General features: G+C 61.8%; 17 protein-coding genes. 12 read left to right on the top strand and 5 right to left on the bottom strand.

Annotation, left to right across the window (positions count from 1 at the left end; all coding sequences use genetic code 11):
• From hflK to VL202_RS23425, 5 genes are all read left to right on the top strand, one after another.
• On the top strand, nucleotides 1-971 hold a 971-nt coding region (gene hflK / locus VL202_RS23445; RefSeq protein ID WP_325466464.1), incomplete at its 5' end, for an FtsH protease activity modulator HflK.
• A complete protein-coding gene (locus VL202_RS23440) occupies nucleotides 971-1888 on the top strand; it encodes a protease modulator HflC (RefSeq protein ID WP_325466463.1) in 918 nt (305 codons plus the stop codon). The genes hflK and VL202_RS23440, both read left to right, overlap by 1 nt.
• 8 nt (nucleotides 1889-1896) lie before the next feature.
• On the top strand, nucleotides 1897-2082 hold the full coding sequence (locus VL202_RS23435; RefSeq protein ID WP_325466462.1) for a DUF2065 domain-containing protein: 186 nt from the start codon (nucleotides 1897-1899) through the stop codon (nucleotides 2080-2082).
• A gap of 3 nt (nucleotides 2083-2085) precedes the next feature.
• The gene (locus tag VL202_RS23430) at nucleotides 2086-2472 is read left to right on the top strand and encodes an ACT domain-containing protein (RefSeq protein ID WP_325466461.1); all 387 of its coding nucleotides are present in this window, start codon (nucleotides 2086-2088) and stop codon (nucleotides 2470-2472) included.
• A 195-nt stretch (nucleotides 2473-2667) separates the two neighbouring features.
• Entirely contained in the window at nucleotides 2668-4194 is a 1527-nt protein-coding gene (locus tag VL202_RS23425; protein ID WP_325466466.1) for a DegQ family serine endoprotease, read from the top strand.
• 50 nt (nucleotides 4195-4244) lie between these two features.
• Here VL202_RS23425 and VL202_RS23420 read toward each other — a convergent pair whose 3' ends face one another.
• Complete coding sequence (locus VL202_RS23420) at nucleotides 4245-4802, bottom strand: GNAT family N-acetyltransferase (protein WP_325466460.1); 558 nt, start codon at nucleotides 4800-4802, stop codon at nucleotides 4245-4247.
• Complete coding sequence (gene serB, locus VL202_RS23415) at nucleotides 4799-5686, bottom strand: phosphoserine phosphatase SerB (protein WP_325466459.1); 888 nt, start codon at nucleotides 5684-5686, stop codon at nucleotides 4799-4801. The genes VL202_RS23420 and serB overlap by 4 nt, the downstream gene beginning before the upstream one ends.
• Here serB and miaA point away from each other — a divergent pair.
• Nucleotides 5685-6614 (top strand): tRNA (adenosine(37)-N6)-dimethylallyltransferase MiaA, encoded by a 930-nt coding sequence (miaA, locus tag VL202_RS23410; RefSeq protein WP_414692937.1) that lies wholly within the window; start codon nucleotides 5685-5687, stop codon nucleotides 6612-6614. The genes serB and miaA overlap by 2 nt on opposite strands.
• Here the strand turns inward: miaA and VL202_RS23405 are convergent.
• Complete coding sequence (locus VL202_RS23405) at nucleotides 6601-8652, bottom strand: ATP-binding protein (RefSeq protein ID WP_325466458.1); 2052 nt, start codon at nucleotides 8650-8652, stop codon at nucleotides 6601-6603. The two genes, miaA and VL202_RS23405, sit on opposite strands and share 14 nt — an antisense overlap.
• A gap of 323 nt (nucleotides 8653-8975) precedes the next feature.
• Between VL202_RS23405 and VL202_RS23400 the strand changes: the two genes are divergently transcribed.
• Nucleotides 8976-10778, top strand: a complete 1803-nt coding sequence (locus tag VL202_RS23400) for an acetolactate synthase 3 large subunit (protein ID WP_325466457.1) — start codon at nucleotides 8976-8978, stop codon at nucleotides 10776-10778.
• A gap of 22 nt (nucleotides 10779-10800) precedes the next feature.
• Nucleotides 10801-11373 carry an acetolactate synthase small subunit gene (gene ilvN, locus VL202_RS23395; RefSeq protein WP_325466456.1) on the top strand — a complete coding sequence of 191 codons (573 nt, stop codon included), beginning with the start codon at nucleotides 10801-10803 and terminating at the stop codon, nucleotides 11371-11373.
• A gap of 47 nt (nucleotides 11374-11420) precedes the next feature.
• Here ilvN and VL202_RS23390 read toward each other — a convergent pair whose 3' ends face one another.
• A complete protein-coding gene (locus VL202_RS23390) occupies nucleotides 11421-12266 on the bottom strand; it encodes an aldo/keto reductase (RefSeq protein WP_325466455.1) in 846 nt (281 codons plus the stop codon).
• 197 nt (nucleotides 12267-12463) lie between these two features.
• Here VL202_RS23390 and VL202_RS23385 point away from each other — a divergent pair, with 197 nt between their 5' ends.
• The 4 genes from VL202_RS23385 to VL202_RS23370 are packed head-to-tail and all read left to right on the top strand — an operon-like array spanning nucleotide 12464 to nucleotide 14747.
• Nucleotides 12464-13057: a LysE family translocator gene (locus VL202_RS23385; protein ID WP_325466454.1), complete on the top strand. Its 594-nt coding sequence runs from the start codon at nucleotides 12464-12466 to the stop codon at nucleotides 13055-13057.
• A gap of 22 nt (nucleotides 13058-13079) precedes the next feature.
• On the top strand, nucleotides 13080-13733 hold the full coding sequence (gene nthA / locus VL202_RS23380; protein WP_325466453.1) for a nitrile hydratase subunit alpha: 654 nt from the start codon (nucleotides 13080-13082) through the stop codon (nucleotides 13731-13733).
• On the top strand, nucleotides 13730-14389 hold the full coding sequence (gene nthB, locus VL202_RS23375) for a nitrile hydratase subunit beta (RefSeq protein WP_325466452.1): 660 nt from the start codon (nucleotides 13730-13732) through the stop codon (nucleotides 14387-14389). The genes nthA and nthB overlap by 4 nt, the downstream gene beginning before the upstream one ends.
• A complete protein-coding gene (locus VL202_RS23370; RefSeq protein ID WP_414692936.1) occupies nucleotides 14358-14747 on the top strand; it encodes a nitrile hydratase accessory protein in 390 nt (129 codons plus the stop codon). The genes nthB and VL202_RS23370 overlap by 32 nt, the downstream gene beginning before the upstream one ends.
• Before the next feature lie 182 nt (nucleotides 14748-14929).
• Here VL202_RS23370 and VL202_RS23365 read toward each other — a convergent pair.
• A partial coding sequence (locus VL202_RS23365; RefSeq protein ID WP_325466450.1) for an anti-sigma factor occupies nucleotides 14930-15602 on the bottom strand: 673 nt, incomplete at its 5' end.

Raw genomic sequence — 15602 nt, 5'->3', positions numbered from 1 at the left:
AAATCTTCCGCCGTGGACAGGATCAACTCAAAGGGGTCGTTCCCGGTGGTTTCAATGGCGGTGTCGCCGTCATCATCGGCCTGCTGCTGATCGGCTTTGTCCTGATCAACTCGATCTACACGGTCCAGCCGGATGAGCGTGGCGTCGAGATGCGCTTTGGCAAGCCGAAGGACGAAGTTTCCATGCCGGGGCTTCATTACCATTTCTGGCCGCTGGAAACGGTCGAACTGGTCAAGATCACCGAGCAGCAGCAGAACATCGGCAGCAAGTCCGGCGTGGGCGACCAGTCTGCCCCCGGCTTGATGCTTTCGGGCGACCAGAATATCGTCAACGTGCAGTTTTCCGTGCTGTACTCCGTGACCGATGCCAAGGCCTATCTTTTCAACGTCGAAAATCCGGCCGATACCCTGCAGCAGGTATCCGAAAGCGCCATGCGCGAAGTCGTTGGCCGCCGGCCGGCGCAGGATATTTTCCGCGACAATCGCCAGGCGATCGCCGCCGACGTGAAGACCACGATCCAGGCGACGATGGACACCTATGGTGCCGGTATCTCCATCAACACGGTAGCGATCGAGGATGCGGCCCCGCCGCGTGAAGTGGCCGATGCCTTCGACGAGGTGCAGCGCGCCGAACAGGATGAAGACCGTTTCGTCGAGGAAGCCAACCAGTACGCCAACCAGGTGCTCGGCAAGGCGCGCGGCCAGTCCGCGCAAATCCGCGAAGAAGCGGCCGCCTACAAGGGCCGTGTCGTCAAGGAAGCCCAGGGTGAGGCGCAGCGCTTCATTTCCGTTTACGACGCCTATGCCAAGGCTCCCGATGTGACGCGCAAGCGGCTTTATCTGGAAACCATGCAGAACGTTCTCGGCAAGTCGAAGAAGGTCATTCTCGACGAGAAGAACGGCCAGGGCGTGCTGCCCTATCTGCCGCTGAATGAAATCGGCAAGCCCGCGACGTCGGGAGGGGCCCAGTAATGAACAATCGTCTTCCCTACATCCTGATCGGCCTGGCCCTTGTGCTGATGGTGGTCTATTCGTCCGTCTTCATCGTCAACCAGCGCCAGCAGGCAATCGTCGTGCGCTTCGGCCAGATCAAGGACGTCAAGACCGAGCCGGGCCTCTACTTCAAGCTGCCGTTCGCCTTCATGGATGCAGACCGCGTCCAGTATGTCGAAAAGCAGGCCTTGCGCTTTGACCTCGACAATATCCGCGTCCAGGTCTCCGGCGGCAAGTTCTATGAAGTCGATGCGTTCGTGGTCTACAAGATCAGTGATGCCCGTCGCTTCCGCCAGACCGTCTCGGGCGACCGCGAATCGGCGGAATCACGTCTTCGCACGCGTCTCGATGCGTCGCTTCGCCGGGTCTACGGTTTGCGAGGCTTTGAATCGGCGCTGTCCGAAGAACGGGCTTCGATGATGCGCGAAGTTCGCGCCGACCTGAAGGGCGATGCGGAATCGCTCGGCCTCAACATAGAGGATGTCCGCATTCGCCGTACCGACCTCACGCAGGAAGTATCGCAGCAGACCTATGAGCGCATGAAGGCCGAGCGCCTTGCCGAAGCCGAACTGATCCGCGCCCGCGGCAATGAAAAGGGCCAGACCCGCCGCGCCATTGCCGATCGCCAGGTTGTCGAGTTCGTAGCGGAGGCCCAGCGCGATTCGGAAATCCTTCGCGGTGAGGGTGAGGCGGAACGGACAGCCGTTTTTGCCGATGCTTTCGCCCGCGATCCGAAGTTCTTCGAGTTCTACCGCTCGATGGCGGCTTACGGCACGGCGATCGCCAGCCCGGAAACGACCCTGGTCCTGTCGCCTGATTCGGAGTTCTTCCGTTACTTCAACAGTTCGGATGGGGCTGCTGTTCCGTCCGTCACCCCGCCGGCGACAGGAAACTGATCGCGACAATGGGTGATTTTCTGACAGGAATTGCATTTTTCCTGATCATCGAGGGGCTGGTGTACGCACTGGCCCCTTTGGCTTTGGTGGAAATGGCAAAGCGATTGCCGCATATTCCGGAGCAACAGTTGCGCCTGTTTGGTCTTGTGTCCGTTGCCATCGGCGTATTAGTGGTCTGGATGGTGCGAGGGTAGGACATGACACATAAATTGCTCATTCGTCTGGTGGATGCCGAATATGCGATCACCCGGCTCAATATCGGGTCGCAACTTCCGGAGTGGCTGCCGGGGGCGGGATTCTGGGCCGTCTCCAGTTCGCGCGAGGAAATGACGCTTGTCTGCCGGGCGGCGCGCATTCCTTCCGGCATTCAGTCCTCCGGCGGCTGGCGGTGCTTTCGCATCGAGCAGCATTTCAATTTCGAGGTCCCGGGCGTGCTGGCATCGGTGCTCAACCCGCTATCGGACGCTGGCGTCGGTATCTTCGCGAATTCGACCTTCAGCACCGATTACGTCTTCATCATCGGTTCCGACCTCGACAAGGCCGTGGCGGCCCTGAAGGCCCATGGCCACGATATCATGACCTGAGGCGTCCAGCGCGACATTCGCGCTGACGAAAAGATGACTGGACGGGTCCTAAATCCGCCTTATCTTCGCATAGATTCTACGCCATACCGGGCGGCGGAAATTCTGATGTGGAGAGTGTCCATACAGGCGCCTGCGCCGTCCGATGAACACCTTGCTGCCGTCCCGGCATGCCATTTCCGAGAGGACCCCATGGGCTTGTCCATCCGCGCTTCCTTCGTCCGATCCATCACGCTGGCGGCGAGCGCCGCCCTGGTCTTCAATTCGTGGCCAATCGCCTCTGTCGCGCAGGCGCAGACGAAGCCACCCGTCGTGACGCAGCAGGGGCCGGAATCGGTCGCCGATCTCGCGGCCGGTCTTCTCGACGCCGTCGTCAACATCTCGACGTCGCAGAACATCAAGAACGACGACCAGACGCCGATGCCGCAGGTGCCGGACGGTTCACCGTTCCAGCAGTTCTTCGACGAATATTTCAAGGGACAGGGCGGAGAAGGCGGCAATCGCCAGCGCACGGTGGATTCGCTCGGCTCCGGCTTCGTCATCGACCCCTCCGGCGTCATCGTCACCAACAATCACGTGATCGAGGGTGCCGACGACATCGAGGTCAATTTCGCCAATGGCTCCAAGCTGAAGGCGAAGCTAATCGGCACGGATACCAAGACCGATCTCGCCGTCCTGAAGGTCGAGCCGAAAAAGCCGTTGACCGCAGTACCGCTGGGTGATTCGCGCCAGATGCGCATCGGCGACTGGGTGATGGCGATCGGCAATCCGTTCGGCCTTGGCGGCACGGTGACGGTCGGCATCATTTCGGCGCTGGGCCGCAACATCAATGCCGGTCCTTACGACAATTTCATCCAGACCGACGCAGCGATCAACAAGGGCAATTCCGGCGGTCCGCTGTTCAACATGAAGGGCGAGGTGATCGGCATCAACACGGCGATCATTTCGCCGAGCGGCGGCTCGATCGGCATCGGCTTCTCGGTGCCGACCGAACTTGCCGCCAATGTCATCAACCAGCTCCGAGAATTCGGCGAAACCCATCGCGGCTGGCTTGGTGTGCGCATCCAGCCGGTAACGGCCGACATCGCCGAAAGCCTCAAGATGGAGACACCGAAGGGCGCCTTGGTCGCCGGCATAATCAAGGGCGGGCCTGTCGATGGCGGGGACATCAAGACCGGGGACGTGATCATCAAGTTCGATGGCCGCGACGTGGTCGAGATGCGTGACCTGCCGCGCGTCGTTGCCGAAAGCCCGGTCGGCAAGGCCGTCGACGTGGTCGTCGTTCGCGACGGAAAGGAACTGACCGTCAAGGTGACGCTCGGCCGTCTGGAGGATGGCGACAATGCAGCCGAGGCGGGACAAAGCCCGCAGGCTGAGGAAGAAGGCACGGATCAGGCCGAGCCACCAGCCGCTGAACTGCCGTCATCCGATGTGGTTCTCGGCATGAAGCTTGCGGTCCTCGACGAAGCTGCCCGCAAGACCTATGGCATTGCCGCTGATGTCGAAGGTGTGGTCATCACCGACGTCGATCCGCAATCGGCCGCCGCCGAGCGTCGGATCGCAGCCGGCGATGTGATCGCTGAAGTCGGCCAGGAAGCGATGGAGACGCCGGAAGACGTTTCGGCGCGAGTCGAAAAGCTGAAGGCCGATGGCCGCCGCAATGCGCTTTTGATGATCGCCAATAAGACCGGCGAACTGCGGTTCGTGACCGTGCGGATCGAGTAGGATCCGGTTCAGTCGTCACATAATGGAAAGGCGGCCCCAAAGGGCCGCCTTTATCGTTTCGGCCAGGCCGTGCGGCTGAGCGCATACAAGACGTGATGCTTCAAGTGAGGCGCGGTGTCGGGCACGCGGGGATGGGCGAAGTCGCGGTCCGGATCATGTTGCATGCCAAGGCGCTGCATGACAGCCGTCGATCGGATGTTCTGTTTCACGGCGAAGGAGACGATTTCCGCGAGTCCATGCGTTTCAAAGCCATGCCGCAGCAGGGCCTGCGCGGCTTCCGTGACATATCCCTTCCGCCAGAAGCGAACCGCCAGCCGCCAGCCGATCTCGACGGTACCATCAGGCAGATGCGGCTCAAGATCGGTGCGCGCTAGGCCGAGAAAGCCGATCGGCTCGTCGGTGTCGCGCAGCGCCAGTGCGAAGAATCCGAGGCCGGTTTCGGCGATGCGGAGCCTGGCCTCATCCATCAGTGCGTCGGACTCTTCCCGCGTGCGACGGCGGGGGAAAAATTCCATGACTTTCGGATCGGCGTTGATGTCGGCAAACAGCGGCCGGTCGGTTTCCCGCCAGTTGCGCACGCGCAGCCGTTCTGTCTCGACGATGATCACCGCACGAAATCCGTCTTCCGGTATCCCTGGATATAAAGAAGTGCCGTGAGATCGGCATGATCGATGCGGATCCTGACCTGCGAGGAGACGACCGGCTTTGCGTGCAGCGCGACGCCGGCGCCAGCCAGATGCAGCATGCCGAGATCGTTGGCGCCGTCGCCGACCGCCATGGCTTCGCTGGTGGAAATGCCGAGCCTTGTGGTGATATCGACAAGCGCATCGACCTTGGCCTGCTTGCCGAGGATCGGCTCGGCAACGGTGCCGTTCAGCACGCCATCCTTCTCGATCAGGATGTTCGCCCGGTTCTCGTGGAAGCCGAGCGTTGCGGCGATCGGGCCGGTAAAGACAGTGAAGCCGCCGGAGACGAGCGCGGTGTAATAGCCCTTGGCCTTCATCGTGGCGATGAGTTCGAGCCCGCCCGGGGTGAGCGTGATGCGCTTGGCAATCACGTCGCCGACGACGCTGAGCGGCAGACCCTTGAGCAGCGCCACGCGTTCGATCAATGCCGGCTCGAAGGCGATCTCGCCATTCATGGCGCGCGCGGTGATATCAGCGACCTTGTCTTTCAGCCCGACTTCGGCGGCGAGTTCGTCGATGCATTCCTGGCCGATCATGGTGGAATCCATATCGGCGATCAGCAGTTTCTTGCGGCGCGTCTCGGCGTTCTGGACGACGACATCGATGGGTGCGTCACCGACCACGCCGCGCAGCAGCGCTTCCTGCCAGTCCGGATTGACGCCGTCTTTCAGCGCGATATCGCAGGCGACCCCATCGGCCAGCCAGTAGAGGCCGGATGCATCGACCGCCGTGGCCGCTTCTTCGGCGAGTGCCGGTGACAGGATGGGATTTGACGGGTTGGCTACAAGCGTGGCAACGAAGGCCATGATGAAAAACCTTGAGATTGGACAGGACGCCATCCTGATAACCGGGCCGACCGCCAGCGGCAAGTCCGCTCTCGCCGTCGATCTGGCCAAGCGCAACAATGGCGTGGTCATCAATGGCGATAGCATGCAGGTCTATGACACGCTGCATGTGCTGACGGCGCGTCCGTCCGACGCGGACATGCAGGGTGTTCCCCATCATCTCTATGGCCATGTCCCGGCCGCGCGGCACTACTCGACCGGTGAATGGTTTCGCGACGCGACCGCGATTTTGGCGCGGGTGCGCGGCGAGGGACGGGTGCCCGTCTTTGTCGGCGGCACCGGGCTTTACTTCAAGGCGCTGACCGGCGGGCTGTCGGACATGCCAGCGGTTCCAGATTCCATTCGTGACGATGTTCGTCGCAGGCTGCAGGAAGAAGGTGTCGAGGCACTGCATGCCGTCCTGATGGCCAGGGATCCCGGCATGGCCGAGACACTGCGTCCGGGGGACGGACAACGCATCGCCCGGGCTTTGGAAATATTCGAGGCGACCGGCCGGTCGATCCGTCATTTCCAGGCGCAGCAGGGGCCGGTGGCGATTGATCCCGACCGCGCCATGAAGATCGTCGTCCTGCCGGAGCGCGACCTTCTGCGTCAGCGGATCAACGGGCGTTTCGCGCAGATGCTCGACACCGGCGCCGTCGAGGAGGTCGAGGCATTGCTTGCCCTCAACCTGAAGCCCGAAATGCCGGCGATGAAGGCGATCGGCGTGCCGCAGATCGCCGCGATGCTGACCGGCACGATGCGCAAGGCCGATGTCATCGAGACCGCGTCGGCGGCGACGCGCCAATATGCCAAGCGACAGATGACATGGTTCCGCAATCAGCTGGACGACAGCTGGCTGCGCTGGGACCCACAGTCCGGCACGCCGGATGGCTCTATTTCCGGATAATGCTGCTCAGCGGCTTTTTCAACAGGCTTTCGCGCAGCGAAGGCCGCGGCTGATCGGGCGATGGCTGGGCAAAGCTTGGCGTCGGGCGCAGAGGTTGGCGATAGGGATCGGGTGCCGGTTGTGGCGCCGGTTCTTCCGACAGCAACTGGTTACGGATCTGGTTGAAGCGCTCAAGCTGCGGATTGGGTGGTTCGGCGCGTGGCAGCATCGTCGAATTGTAGGGTTCGGGCGCCAGCGTCTCCTTCTCGCGCTGCACGACCGGCGGTGATTCGACGAAGCCGCTGTTATCGGCATACTCGTCTTCCGCCGGTGACTGGTATGCGCTGTTGTTTCCGGTTGAGGCGGCGAACGCCTGCTGGAAGCCGGAAATGTCCGGGCCGTTCATGGCGCGCATGCGCGCGACCACGGTGCGAAGATCGACCGTATCGGGTGTCTCGTCGGTGATCTTGACGGCGACGCCGTTGGCCTTCGGCAGGTTCTTTTCATCGACGCGGGTAAACCGCATGCGCATCGGAACGGCGACCGCCTCACCGAAGGCGATCGCTTCGCCATTGCCGATCGAGGAAATGAAGCTTGTCGTCGAGATCGATGAATTGGGGATAGCCGAACGAATGATTTCCTGGTCGCGGTCGTTGGACAGGCGCATCGCGAACACCGTCGAGCACTGCGACAGGATCGTCGGGTCGAGTTCCCCCGGGCGCTGGGTGATGATGCCCAGCGACACGCCGTATTTTCGGCCTTCCTTGGCGATGCGGGCGATCGCCTGCCGCGTCGGCACGAAACCGAGGCTGGCATCGGCCGGAACGTAACGGTGCGCCTCCTCGCAGACGACCAGCATGTGCACGCCGCCATTGCTCCACAAGCCGATTTCGAAGGCCATGCGGCAAAGGACCGAGGCGACCGAATTGACGACCTCGGAAGGAATGCCGGCTAGTTGGAAGGTCGTCACCGGCTTGCCGTCGCCGGGAATGCGGAAGATCTTGGCGATCGTCTCGAGGATGGTGTCGGTGATCGTGTTCGACGAGAACATGAACGTATAGCGAGGGTCATTGATCGCGCCGATGACCTTGACCTTGAGGGAGCGCAGATGCGGCTTGTCGGTTCGGCCTTCGAGCCGGCCGATGCGCTCGTCGATCATCGCCAGAAGATCGGCCATGCGGTAGGGAACCGGCGTGTCGGCCGTCATCGAGCTTTTTTCGCTGGTCCGGCGCGCAAGGCTCGAATCCGACCCCTTGAAGGCGCGCTTGGCTTCCGGAATGACGTCGCGCAGGATATCCAGTTCCTCTGGGACCGGCGGCCGGCCGCGGAAGATGACTTCGGCAAACTCCTCCAGCTTCATCAGCCAGAAGGGCAGATCCAGATTGTCGGTGTCGATGACGACGGCCAGATCCGGAAAGGCGGCGGCGAATGCGTTGTGCGGATCGAGGATCAGCACGCGCAGCTTCGGATCGGAAATGATGGCCTTGCGCAAAAGCAGGGCGACGGCTGTCGACTTGCCGACGCCGGTCGTGCCGACGATGGCAAAATGTTTCGACAGCATCGAGGGGACATGGATCAGCGCATCGAGGCTCTCATCCTGGGTCAGCTTGCCGATGACGCAGGATTCGGATTTGCCGGTATCGTAGATACGGGCAAGGTCGGCCGCACGGATGCGGTGGGCGATGGCACCGAGATGCGGGTAGACGCTGATACCAGCGGAAAACTCTTCGCGGCCGGACAGGCCGACATGGACTTCGCCCATCAATTCCACTTCGATGCGGAAGACGTTGTCCATTTCCTCGCCCCATTCATTGGTGGCGGTCTGCATGGAATAGACGAGGGCGACGACGCGGTTCTCGCCAACGGTGATCGAGATCAGCCGGCCGACGGACCATAATTCGCTCAACGTCGTCTCGCCATTCTCGGCAAGTGCTGCGATGGTTGCACGCGAACCGCTGCACGCGACGACGCGTCCGAGGAAGCGGTTGCCCCGTTTCAGGGTGTCACGCCGCTCCTGCTCGCCCGCGCTGATCGATGAATGTAGGTCGCTATTGAGCAATACGAAACCTCTCGTCCAGAAATCGCACCCTATCCGAAGGGATTTAATAAGTAGTTTCTAGGGCTTGGAAGGGCATGTGCCGTTTTGGACGCGCCCGGTTGTTTTCCGAAAAGCGTTGACGGGGCAGGGATTTGTCGATAACACTCCCGACCATGATACAGATCGCAGCAATTCTTGTGGTGGGACGGCGCATGGGCAGGATGGTGTAACCATCCGGCGATAGCCACCCATGCGCAAAACACGAGGCCCTAACGGGGCCTTTTTTTATGCCTTCAAACACGATAATCACAGCCAAACTCAGAAACATGGACGGAAACAGGCCAATGAGCGGCACAGACAACCAGACGCAGGGCAACCAGGATAATCGCATGACCGGGGCGGAGATTGTTCTTCAGGCACTGAGGGACAATGGCGTGGAGCACATCTTCGGTTATCCTGGCGGCGCCGTCCTGCCTATCTATGATGAAATCTTCCAGCAGGAAGACATCCAGCACATCCTCGTTCGCCACGAGCAGGGCGCCGGCCACATGGCCGAAGGCTATGCCCGCTCGACCGGAAAGGTCGGCGTCATGCTGGTCACGTCCGGCCCGGGCGCGACCAACGCGGTGACGCCGCTGCAGGACGCGCTGATGGATTCGATCCCGCTCGTCTGCCTGACCGGCCAGGTTCCGACCTCGCTGATCGGCTCTGACGCCTTCCAGGAATGCGACACCGTCGGCATCACCAGGCCTTGCACCAAGCACAACTGGCTGGTCAAGGACGTCAACGAACTGGCCGGCATCATCCATGAAGCCTTCCGTATCGCCCAGTCCGGTCGTCCGGGTCCGGTCGTCGTCGATATCCCGAAAGATGTCCAGTTCGCGACCGGCACCTATACGCCGCCGTCGGCCGCTCCGATCCAGGCAAGCTACCAGCCGACGCTCCAGGGCGACGCACGGCGGATCGCCGAAGCTGTCGAGCTGATGAAGTCAGCCCGCCGGCCGGTCATCTATTCCGGCGGTGGTGTCATCAACTCCGGTCCGGAAGCCTCGCAGTTGCTGCGCGAACTGGTCGAGCTGACCAATTTCCCGATCACCTCGACCCTGATGGGGCTCGGCGCCTATCCGGCGTCCGGCAAAAACTGGCTCGGCATGCTCGGTATGCACGGCACCTATGAAGCCAACATGGCAATGCACGACTGCGACGTCATGCTCTGCATCGGCGCCCGCTTCGACGACCGCATCACCGGCCGCCTCAACGCCTTTTCGCCGAACTCGAAGAAGATCCATATCGATATCGACCCGTCCTCGATCAACAAGACCGTTCGCGTCGATGTTCCGATCATCGGCGATGTCGGCAATGTGCTCGAGGACATGGTTCGCCAGTGGCGGGCGTCGGCCAAGGAGATCGACAAGAACCGGCTTGCCGATTGGTGGGAAGGCATCGTCCGGTGGCGCGGACGCAATTCGCTTGCCTACAAGGTGAGCGACGATGTGATCATGCCGCAATACGCGATCCAGCGTCTCTACGAACTGACCAAGCATCGCGACACCTACATCACCACGGAAGTCGGCCAGCACCAGATGTGGGCTGCCCAGTTCTACGGCTTCGAACAGCCGAACCGCTGGATGACCTCGGGTGGTCTCGGCACGATGGGCTACGGCTTCCCGGCGGCGATCGGCGTCCAGGTCGCCCATCCCGACAGCCTCGTCATCGACATCGCCGGTGATGCGTCGATCCAGATGTGCATCCAGGAAATGTCCTGCGCCGTGCAGCATAACCTGCCGGTCAAGATCTTCATCCTCAACAACCAGTATATGGGCATGGTCCGCCAGTGGCAGCAGCTGCTGCACGGCAACCGCCTGTCCAACTCCTATACCGAGGCCATGCCCGACTTCGTCAAGCTGGCGGAAGCCTATGGCGGCGTCGGCATCCGTTGCGACAAGCCGGCCGACCTGGATGCCGCGATTCAAGCGATGATCGACAGCCCGGCACCGGTGATCTTCGACTGCCGCGTCGCCAATCTCGCCAATTGCTTCCCGATGATCCCCTCGGGCAAGGCGCATAACGAGATGCTGCTGCCGGACGAAGCCACGGACGAAGCGGTCGCCAACGCGATCGACGCCAAGGGCCGTGCACTGGTTTGATGAATAGGAAAGAGACAAGACAATGAATGCACATCTTCAGCCGACCGGCTCCGCCTATTTCATCGCCAAGGAAACCGAAAAGGCGGAGAACCACACGCTTTCGGTTCTCGTCGACAACGAGCCGGGCGTGCTTGCCCGCGTCATCGGCCTGTTTTCCGGCCGCGGCTACAATATCGAGAGCCTGACCGTCTCGGAAACCGAACACCAGTCGCACCTGTCGCGCATCACCATCGTCACGCGCGGCACGCCGCACGTGCTGGAGCAGATCAAGGCACAGCTGGAACGCATCGTTCCGGTCCACCGCGTCGTCGATTTGACGGTTCGCGCCGCCGAACTCGGCCATGACCGGCCGATCGAACGCGAAGTGGCGCTGGTCAAGGTCAACGGACAGGGCGAGAGCCGGGCGGAAACGCTGCGCCTCGCCGATGCCTTCCATGCCAAGGTCATCGACGCGACGCTGGAGCACTTCATCCTCGAGATCACCGGCAAGTCGTCCAAGATCGACCAGTTCATCGCCATCATGAAGCCGCTCGGCGTTCTCGAAGTCTGCCGCACCGGCATCGCGGCGATGAATCGCGGTCCGCAGGGCATGTGAGACAAAGGGGGCGCCGCAAGCGCCCCTCTTCGGCTGCAGTTGGTTGTTCAGATCATCTCCAGCGGCATCTTGCTTGCCGGTGGCGGAAAGATGCGGTCGAGGGTGGCAAGGTCGTCTTCCGTCAGGTGGACCTCCACCGCTGCACGGTTTTCGCGGACGCGTTCGGGCATGCCGGTCTTGGGGATGACGATGACGCCGGGATTGCGGATGAGGAAGGCGAGCGCAACTTGCGCGACGGTGGCCTGGTGGGCCTTGGCGATATGGACCAGTTCCGGATGACGCAGCAGGCGGCCTTCGTCGAGCGGTGAATAGGCCATGACCGGGATGCCGCTCTTCTGGCTGTCCTTCAGCAGATCATATTCGATGCCACGGCGGTTGAGATTGTAGAGCACCTGGTTGGTCGCGACGGTTGCGCCGTTCGGCACGCTGCGTAGTTCCTCCATGTCGTCGGGATCGAAATTGGAGACGCCCCAGGCACCGATCTTTCCGGCCTTTTTCAATGTCTCGAAGGCATCGAGGGTTTCGCGCAGTGCATAGCGGCCGCGCCAGTGGAGCAGGTAGAGGTCGATATGGTCGACGCCCAGCCGTTTCAGGCTGGCCTCGCAGGCCCGGACGGTGCCCTCGCGGCTGGCATTGGAGGGCAGGACCTTGCTGACGAGGAAGGCGTCGTCGCGCCGGCCCCGGATCGCTTCGGCCACGACCCGCTCGGCGCCGCCATCGGCATACATTTCCGCCGTATCGACCAGCGTCATACCGAGATCCAGCCCATGGCGCAGGCTTTTCGCCTCGTCGGCTGCCGTTTTCTTGTTTTCGCCCATGTGCCATGTGCCTTGGCCGATGACCGGAACAGTCCTGCCGTCTGGAAACGCGGTTGTTGGGATGGCGCCTGGCATGGAATCCTCTCTCGTCGGTATGACTGCCGATCCGTCCTATGGATGGTCGATGTCTCATTTAAGGCGTATCGTTGCGGGGCAAAGGGCGGCACGTGAAAAACAATGCGGAATAGCTTCTTGTCACCATGACAAGTTTCGGGTGGCCTGCGCCAATAGGTCAACTAAACTGACCTAAAATAAAATGCCGGGAGGATTCCATGGAGGCCGACACGCTTTTCGCGTTGTTTCTCTTCGCATTCACGACATCGATCACGCCGGGGCCGAACAACATGATGCTGTTCGCATCCGGTGTGAATTTCGGCTTTACCCGCACCATCCCGCACATGATCGGCATCGGCGCCGGTTTCCTGACGCTGCTGATCGCCGTCGGCCTCGGGCTGGGCGCCATCCTGCATTCCGTGCCGCTGCTCTATACGGCATTGAAATTCGCCGGTGGCGCCTATCTGATCTGGATCGCCTGGAAGATCGGCACATCGCGAACGCTGTCAGACGGGCGGGCCGGCGCGGTGCCGATGACCTTCCTGCAGGCGGCGGCCTTCCAGTGGATCAACCCGAAGGCCTGGGTCATGGCGGTGACGGCGATGGCGACCTATACCAGCGCGCAAAGCTATCTGTTCAGTGTCATGATCGTCGGCATCATCTTTGCTGTTGTCAACGTGCCGAGCGTTTCGACCTGGGCCGGGTTCGGGTCGGCGCTCAGGCAATGGCTTTCGCATCCGGTGCGGCTGAAATGGTTTAATATCACCATGGCCGTCTTGCTGGTTCTCAGTCTTTGGCCGATGCTGAAATGAACGGGAGAACGGGATCAACACCATGACGTCGCACGATCACGAGCATCACCATGACGATGACCACGATGATGGTCACCACCATGACAATCATTTCTCCGACATGCAGGCGCGGGTGAAGGCGCTGGAAACCGTCTTGACCCAGAAGGGTCTGATCGATCCCGCCGCCATCGATGCGATCGTCGAGACCTACGAGACCAAGATCGGCCCGCGCAACGGCGCCATCGTCGTCGCCAAGGCCTGGAGCGAACCGGATTTTGCCGATTGGCTGCGGCGCGATGCGACTGCCGCCATTGCCAGCCTCGGCTATATGGGCCGGCAGGGCGAGCATATGCGCGCCGTCTTCAATACGCCGGAGACACACAATCTCGTCGTCTGCACCCTTTGCTCCTGCTATCCCTGGGCGGTGCTCGGCCTGCCGCCGGTCTGGTACAAGGCGCCGCCTTACCGCTCGCGGGCGGTCATCGATCCGCGCGGCGTTCTGGCCGAGTTCGGGCTGACGCTGCCGGACAGCAGGAAGATCCGGGTCTGGGATTCGACGGCGGAACTGCGCTACATCGTCATTCCGGAACGCCCTGCCGCAACCGAAGGCCTCGACCAGCGCGCGCTTGCCGACCTCGTCACCCGTGATTCCATGATCGGCACGGGTGTCGCCAAACCTCTCGCAGGTGCGGCATGAACGGCGCACAGGATCTTGGCGGGCAACACGGCATGGGGCCGGTTGCTCCGGAGAAGGACGAGCCCTATTTCCATGCCGAATGGGAAAAGCGTGCGCTCGGCCTGACGCTGTCCTGCGGCGCCTTCGGCGCCTGGACAATCGACGAAAGCCGGCATGCGCGCGAAAGCTTATCCCCGGCGACTTACCTCTCCGCCAGCTACTACGAAATCTGGACGCGGGCCCTGGAGACCCTGCTGAAGCGGCATGGTTTCGTTTCGCAGGCAGAGTTGGCCGCCGGCCAGATGCTGGAAAAGGGCGCGGAGCCGAAACGAATCCTGAAGGCGGATATGGTCCCGGCTGTCCTGGCCAGGGGCGGACCGTGTGATCGCCCCGTCTCCCATGGTCCGGCTTTCGCGGTTGGGCAGCGAGTGCGCACGAAAAACTTCAATCCGGAAACGCACACACGTCTGCCGCGTTATACACGCGCCAAGAGTGGCGTCATCGAAGCCGTCCAGGGTTCCTTCGTGTTTCCCGACGACAATGCCCACGGCAAGGGTGAAAACCCGCAATGGGTCTATACCGTGGTGTTCGACGCGCCGGAGATCTGGGGCGAGGGCGCCGATCCGACGCTGACCGTCTCGATCGATGCCTGGGAGAGCTATCTTGAACGCGCATGAGCCGTCTTCACTTCTCGCGGGATCGCCGGGGCTGCCGAAGTCCAGCGAGGGGGATCCGGTCTTCGCCGAGCCCTGGCAGGCGGAAGCCTTCGCCATGACGGTGCGCCTGCATGAAAAGGGCGTTTTTTCCTGGAGCGAATGGGCGGAAGCCCTGTCGCATGAACTGTTCAAGCCCGGCCGCCGGGATGATGCCAGCGATTATTTCGACTGCTGGGTGGCGGCCCTGTCGCGGCTCGTGACGGAACTGTCGATTGCCTCGGCCGATAGGCTCGATACCCTGACGAAGAGCTGGCAAAGGGCGGCGGAAGCGACGCCGCATGGTCAGCCGATCAGGCTGGAAAACGATCCCGTCCGTTAGGGCCGGTCGATATTCGGTCCATGCCGGCCTGCAAATGGCGCTTTCCGTTGCTTCCGGACTCACGTACCGAAGCACGCTGCGCTCCGGGTCACAGAAAATCATCATTTTCGACTCGGCCCGAACCGAATCTCAATTGGTCCCGAGATCAGCGCCGGCCGGTCGGTTCGGCTGAGTTCAACTGCTCAGCTCTCGAACTGGCGATAACATTCCTCGGCGATTTCCTGCAGCTTGGCGCGGCTGAGTTCGCCGGTAACGGCATAGCCGATCGAGCCGTCGATCCAGTAGAACGTTTCCACCGGGCCTGCAGATGCGAAGCGGAAGCTGGTTTCCGCGTTTTCCGGATTTTTCCCGAGCAGCATGGTCAGCCGCTGACCAGTCGTGTTCTCGTACATCAACATGGCGCCCGCCTTGCCGTTGACCGGAACGAGCCGACCGCCGACAAGCGAATAACCCTTTGTCCGCAGGTCGGGGGCGACGAGCTTGTAGTCGAGCCGCTTTCCGAGCCAGGTCACCAGATGCTCCTGCTGGTCGGCGCCGACCTCGACCGGATGACGCTTCTCGCTGGCATAGATGAGGAAGGCCGTTTTCGACTGTGCCGGCAGGCTTTCGAGCGCGGAAGCGGTCTCGACCGGGACGGAATCACCGAATGTCCTGTCAGCATAGATGCCGGCTGCCGCACCAGACAGGAACAGGACCAGAGATGCGGCAAGCAGGGCCGCCTTGCGCCAGGATGTGTTTGTAGCGACTGTCAGGGCAGGGCGCACCATGACTTGGTCCGATTCATCCAGCCGCGCGTAACTTGAGAAGGCGGCCTTGAGATCCGCCGCTTGTGCCTGCCATGCGGCGACGTCAGCG

This window comes from Pararhizobium sp. (assembly GCF_035497515.1).
Lineage (GTDB): Bacteria > Pseudomonadota > Alphaproteobacteria > Rhizobiales > Rhizobiaceae > Pararhizobium.
The sequence above is the reverse complement of the archived record's forward strand: the minus strand, read 5'-3'. Positions and strand labels throughout refer to the sequence as shown.

What these genes read in the sequence shown, in the direction of transcription:
- VL202_RS23440 (WP_325466463.1), top strand. Translation starts at nt 971, where the DNA reads ATGAACAATCGTCTTCCCTACATCCTGATCGGCCTGGCCCTTGTGCTG.
- VL202_RS23435 (WP_325466462.1), top strand. Translation starts at nt 1,897, where the DNA reads ATGGGTGATTTTCTGACAGGAATTGCATTTTTCCTGATCATCGAGGGG.
- VL202_RS23430 (WP_325466461.1), top strand. Translation starts at nt 2,086, where the DNA reads ATGACACATAAATTGCTCATTCGTCTGGTGGATGCCGAATATGCGATC.
- miaA (WP_414692937.1), top strand. Translation starts at nt 5,685, where the DNA reads ATGATGAAAAACCTTGAGATTGGACAGGACGCCATCCTGATAACCGGG.
- serB (WP_325466459.1), bottom strand. Translation starts at nt 5,686, where the DNA reads ATGGCCTTCGTTGCCACGCTTGTAGCCAACCCGTCAAATCCCATCCTG.
- VL202_RS23400 (WP_325466457.1), top strand. Translation starts at nt 8,976, where the DNA reads ATGAGCGGCACAGACAACCAGACGCAGGGCAACCAGGATAATCGCATG.
- ilvN (WP_325466456.1), top strand. Translation starts at nt 10,801, where the DNA reads ATGAATGCACATCTTCAGCCGACCGGCTCCGCCTATTTCATCGCCAAG.
- VL202_RS23390 (WP_325466455.1), bottom strand. Translation starts at nt 12,266, where the DNA reads ATGCCAGGCGCCATCCCAACAACCGCGTTTCCAGACGGCAGGACTGTT.
- VL202_RS23385 (WP_325466454.1), top strand. Translation starts at nt 12,464, where the DNA reads ATGGAGGCCGACACGCTTTTCGCGTTGTTTCTCTTCGCATTCACGACA.
- nthA (WP_325466453.1), top strand. Translation starts at nt 13,080, where the DNA reads ATGACGTCGCACGATCACGAGCATCACCATGACGATGACCACGATGAT.
- nthB (WP_325466452.1), top strand. Translation starts at nt 13,730, where the DNA reads ATGAACGGCGCACAGGATCTTGGCGGGCAACACGGCATGGGGCCGGTT.
- VL202_RS23370 (WP_414692936.1), top strand. Translation starts at nt 14,358, where the DNA reads ATGCCTGGGAGAGCTATCTTGAACGCGCATGAGCCGTCTTCACTTCTC.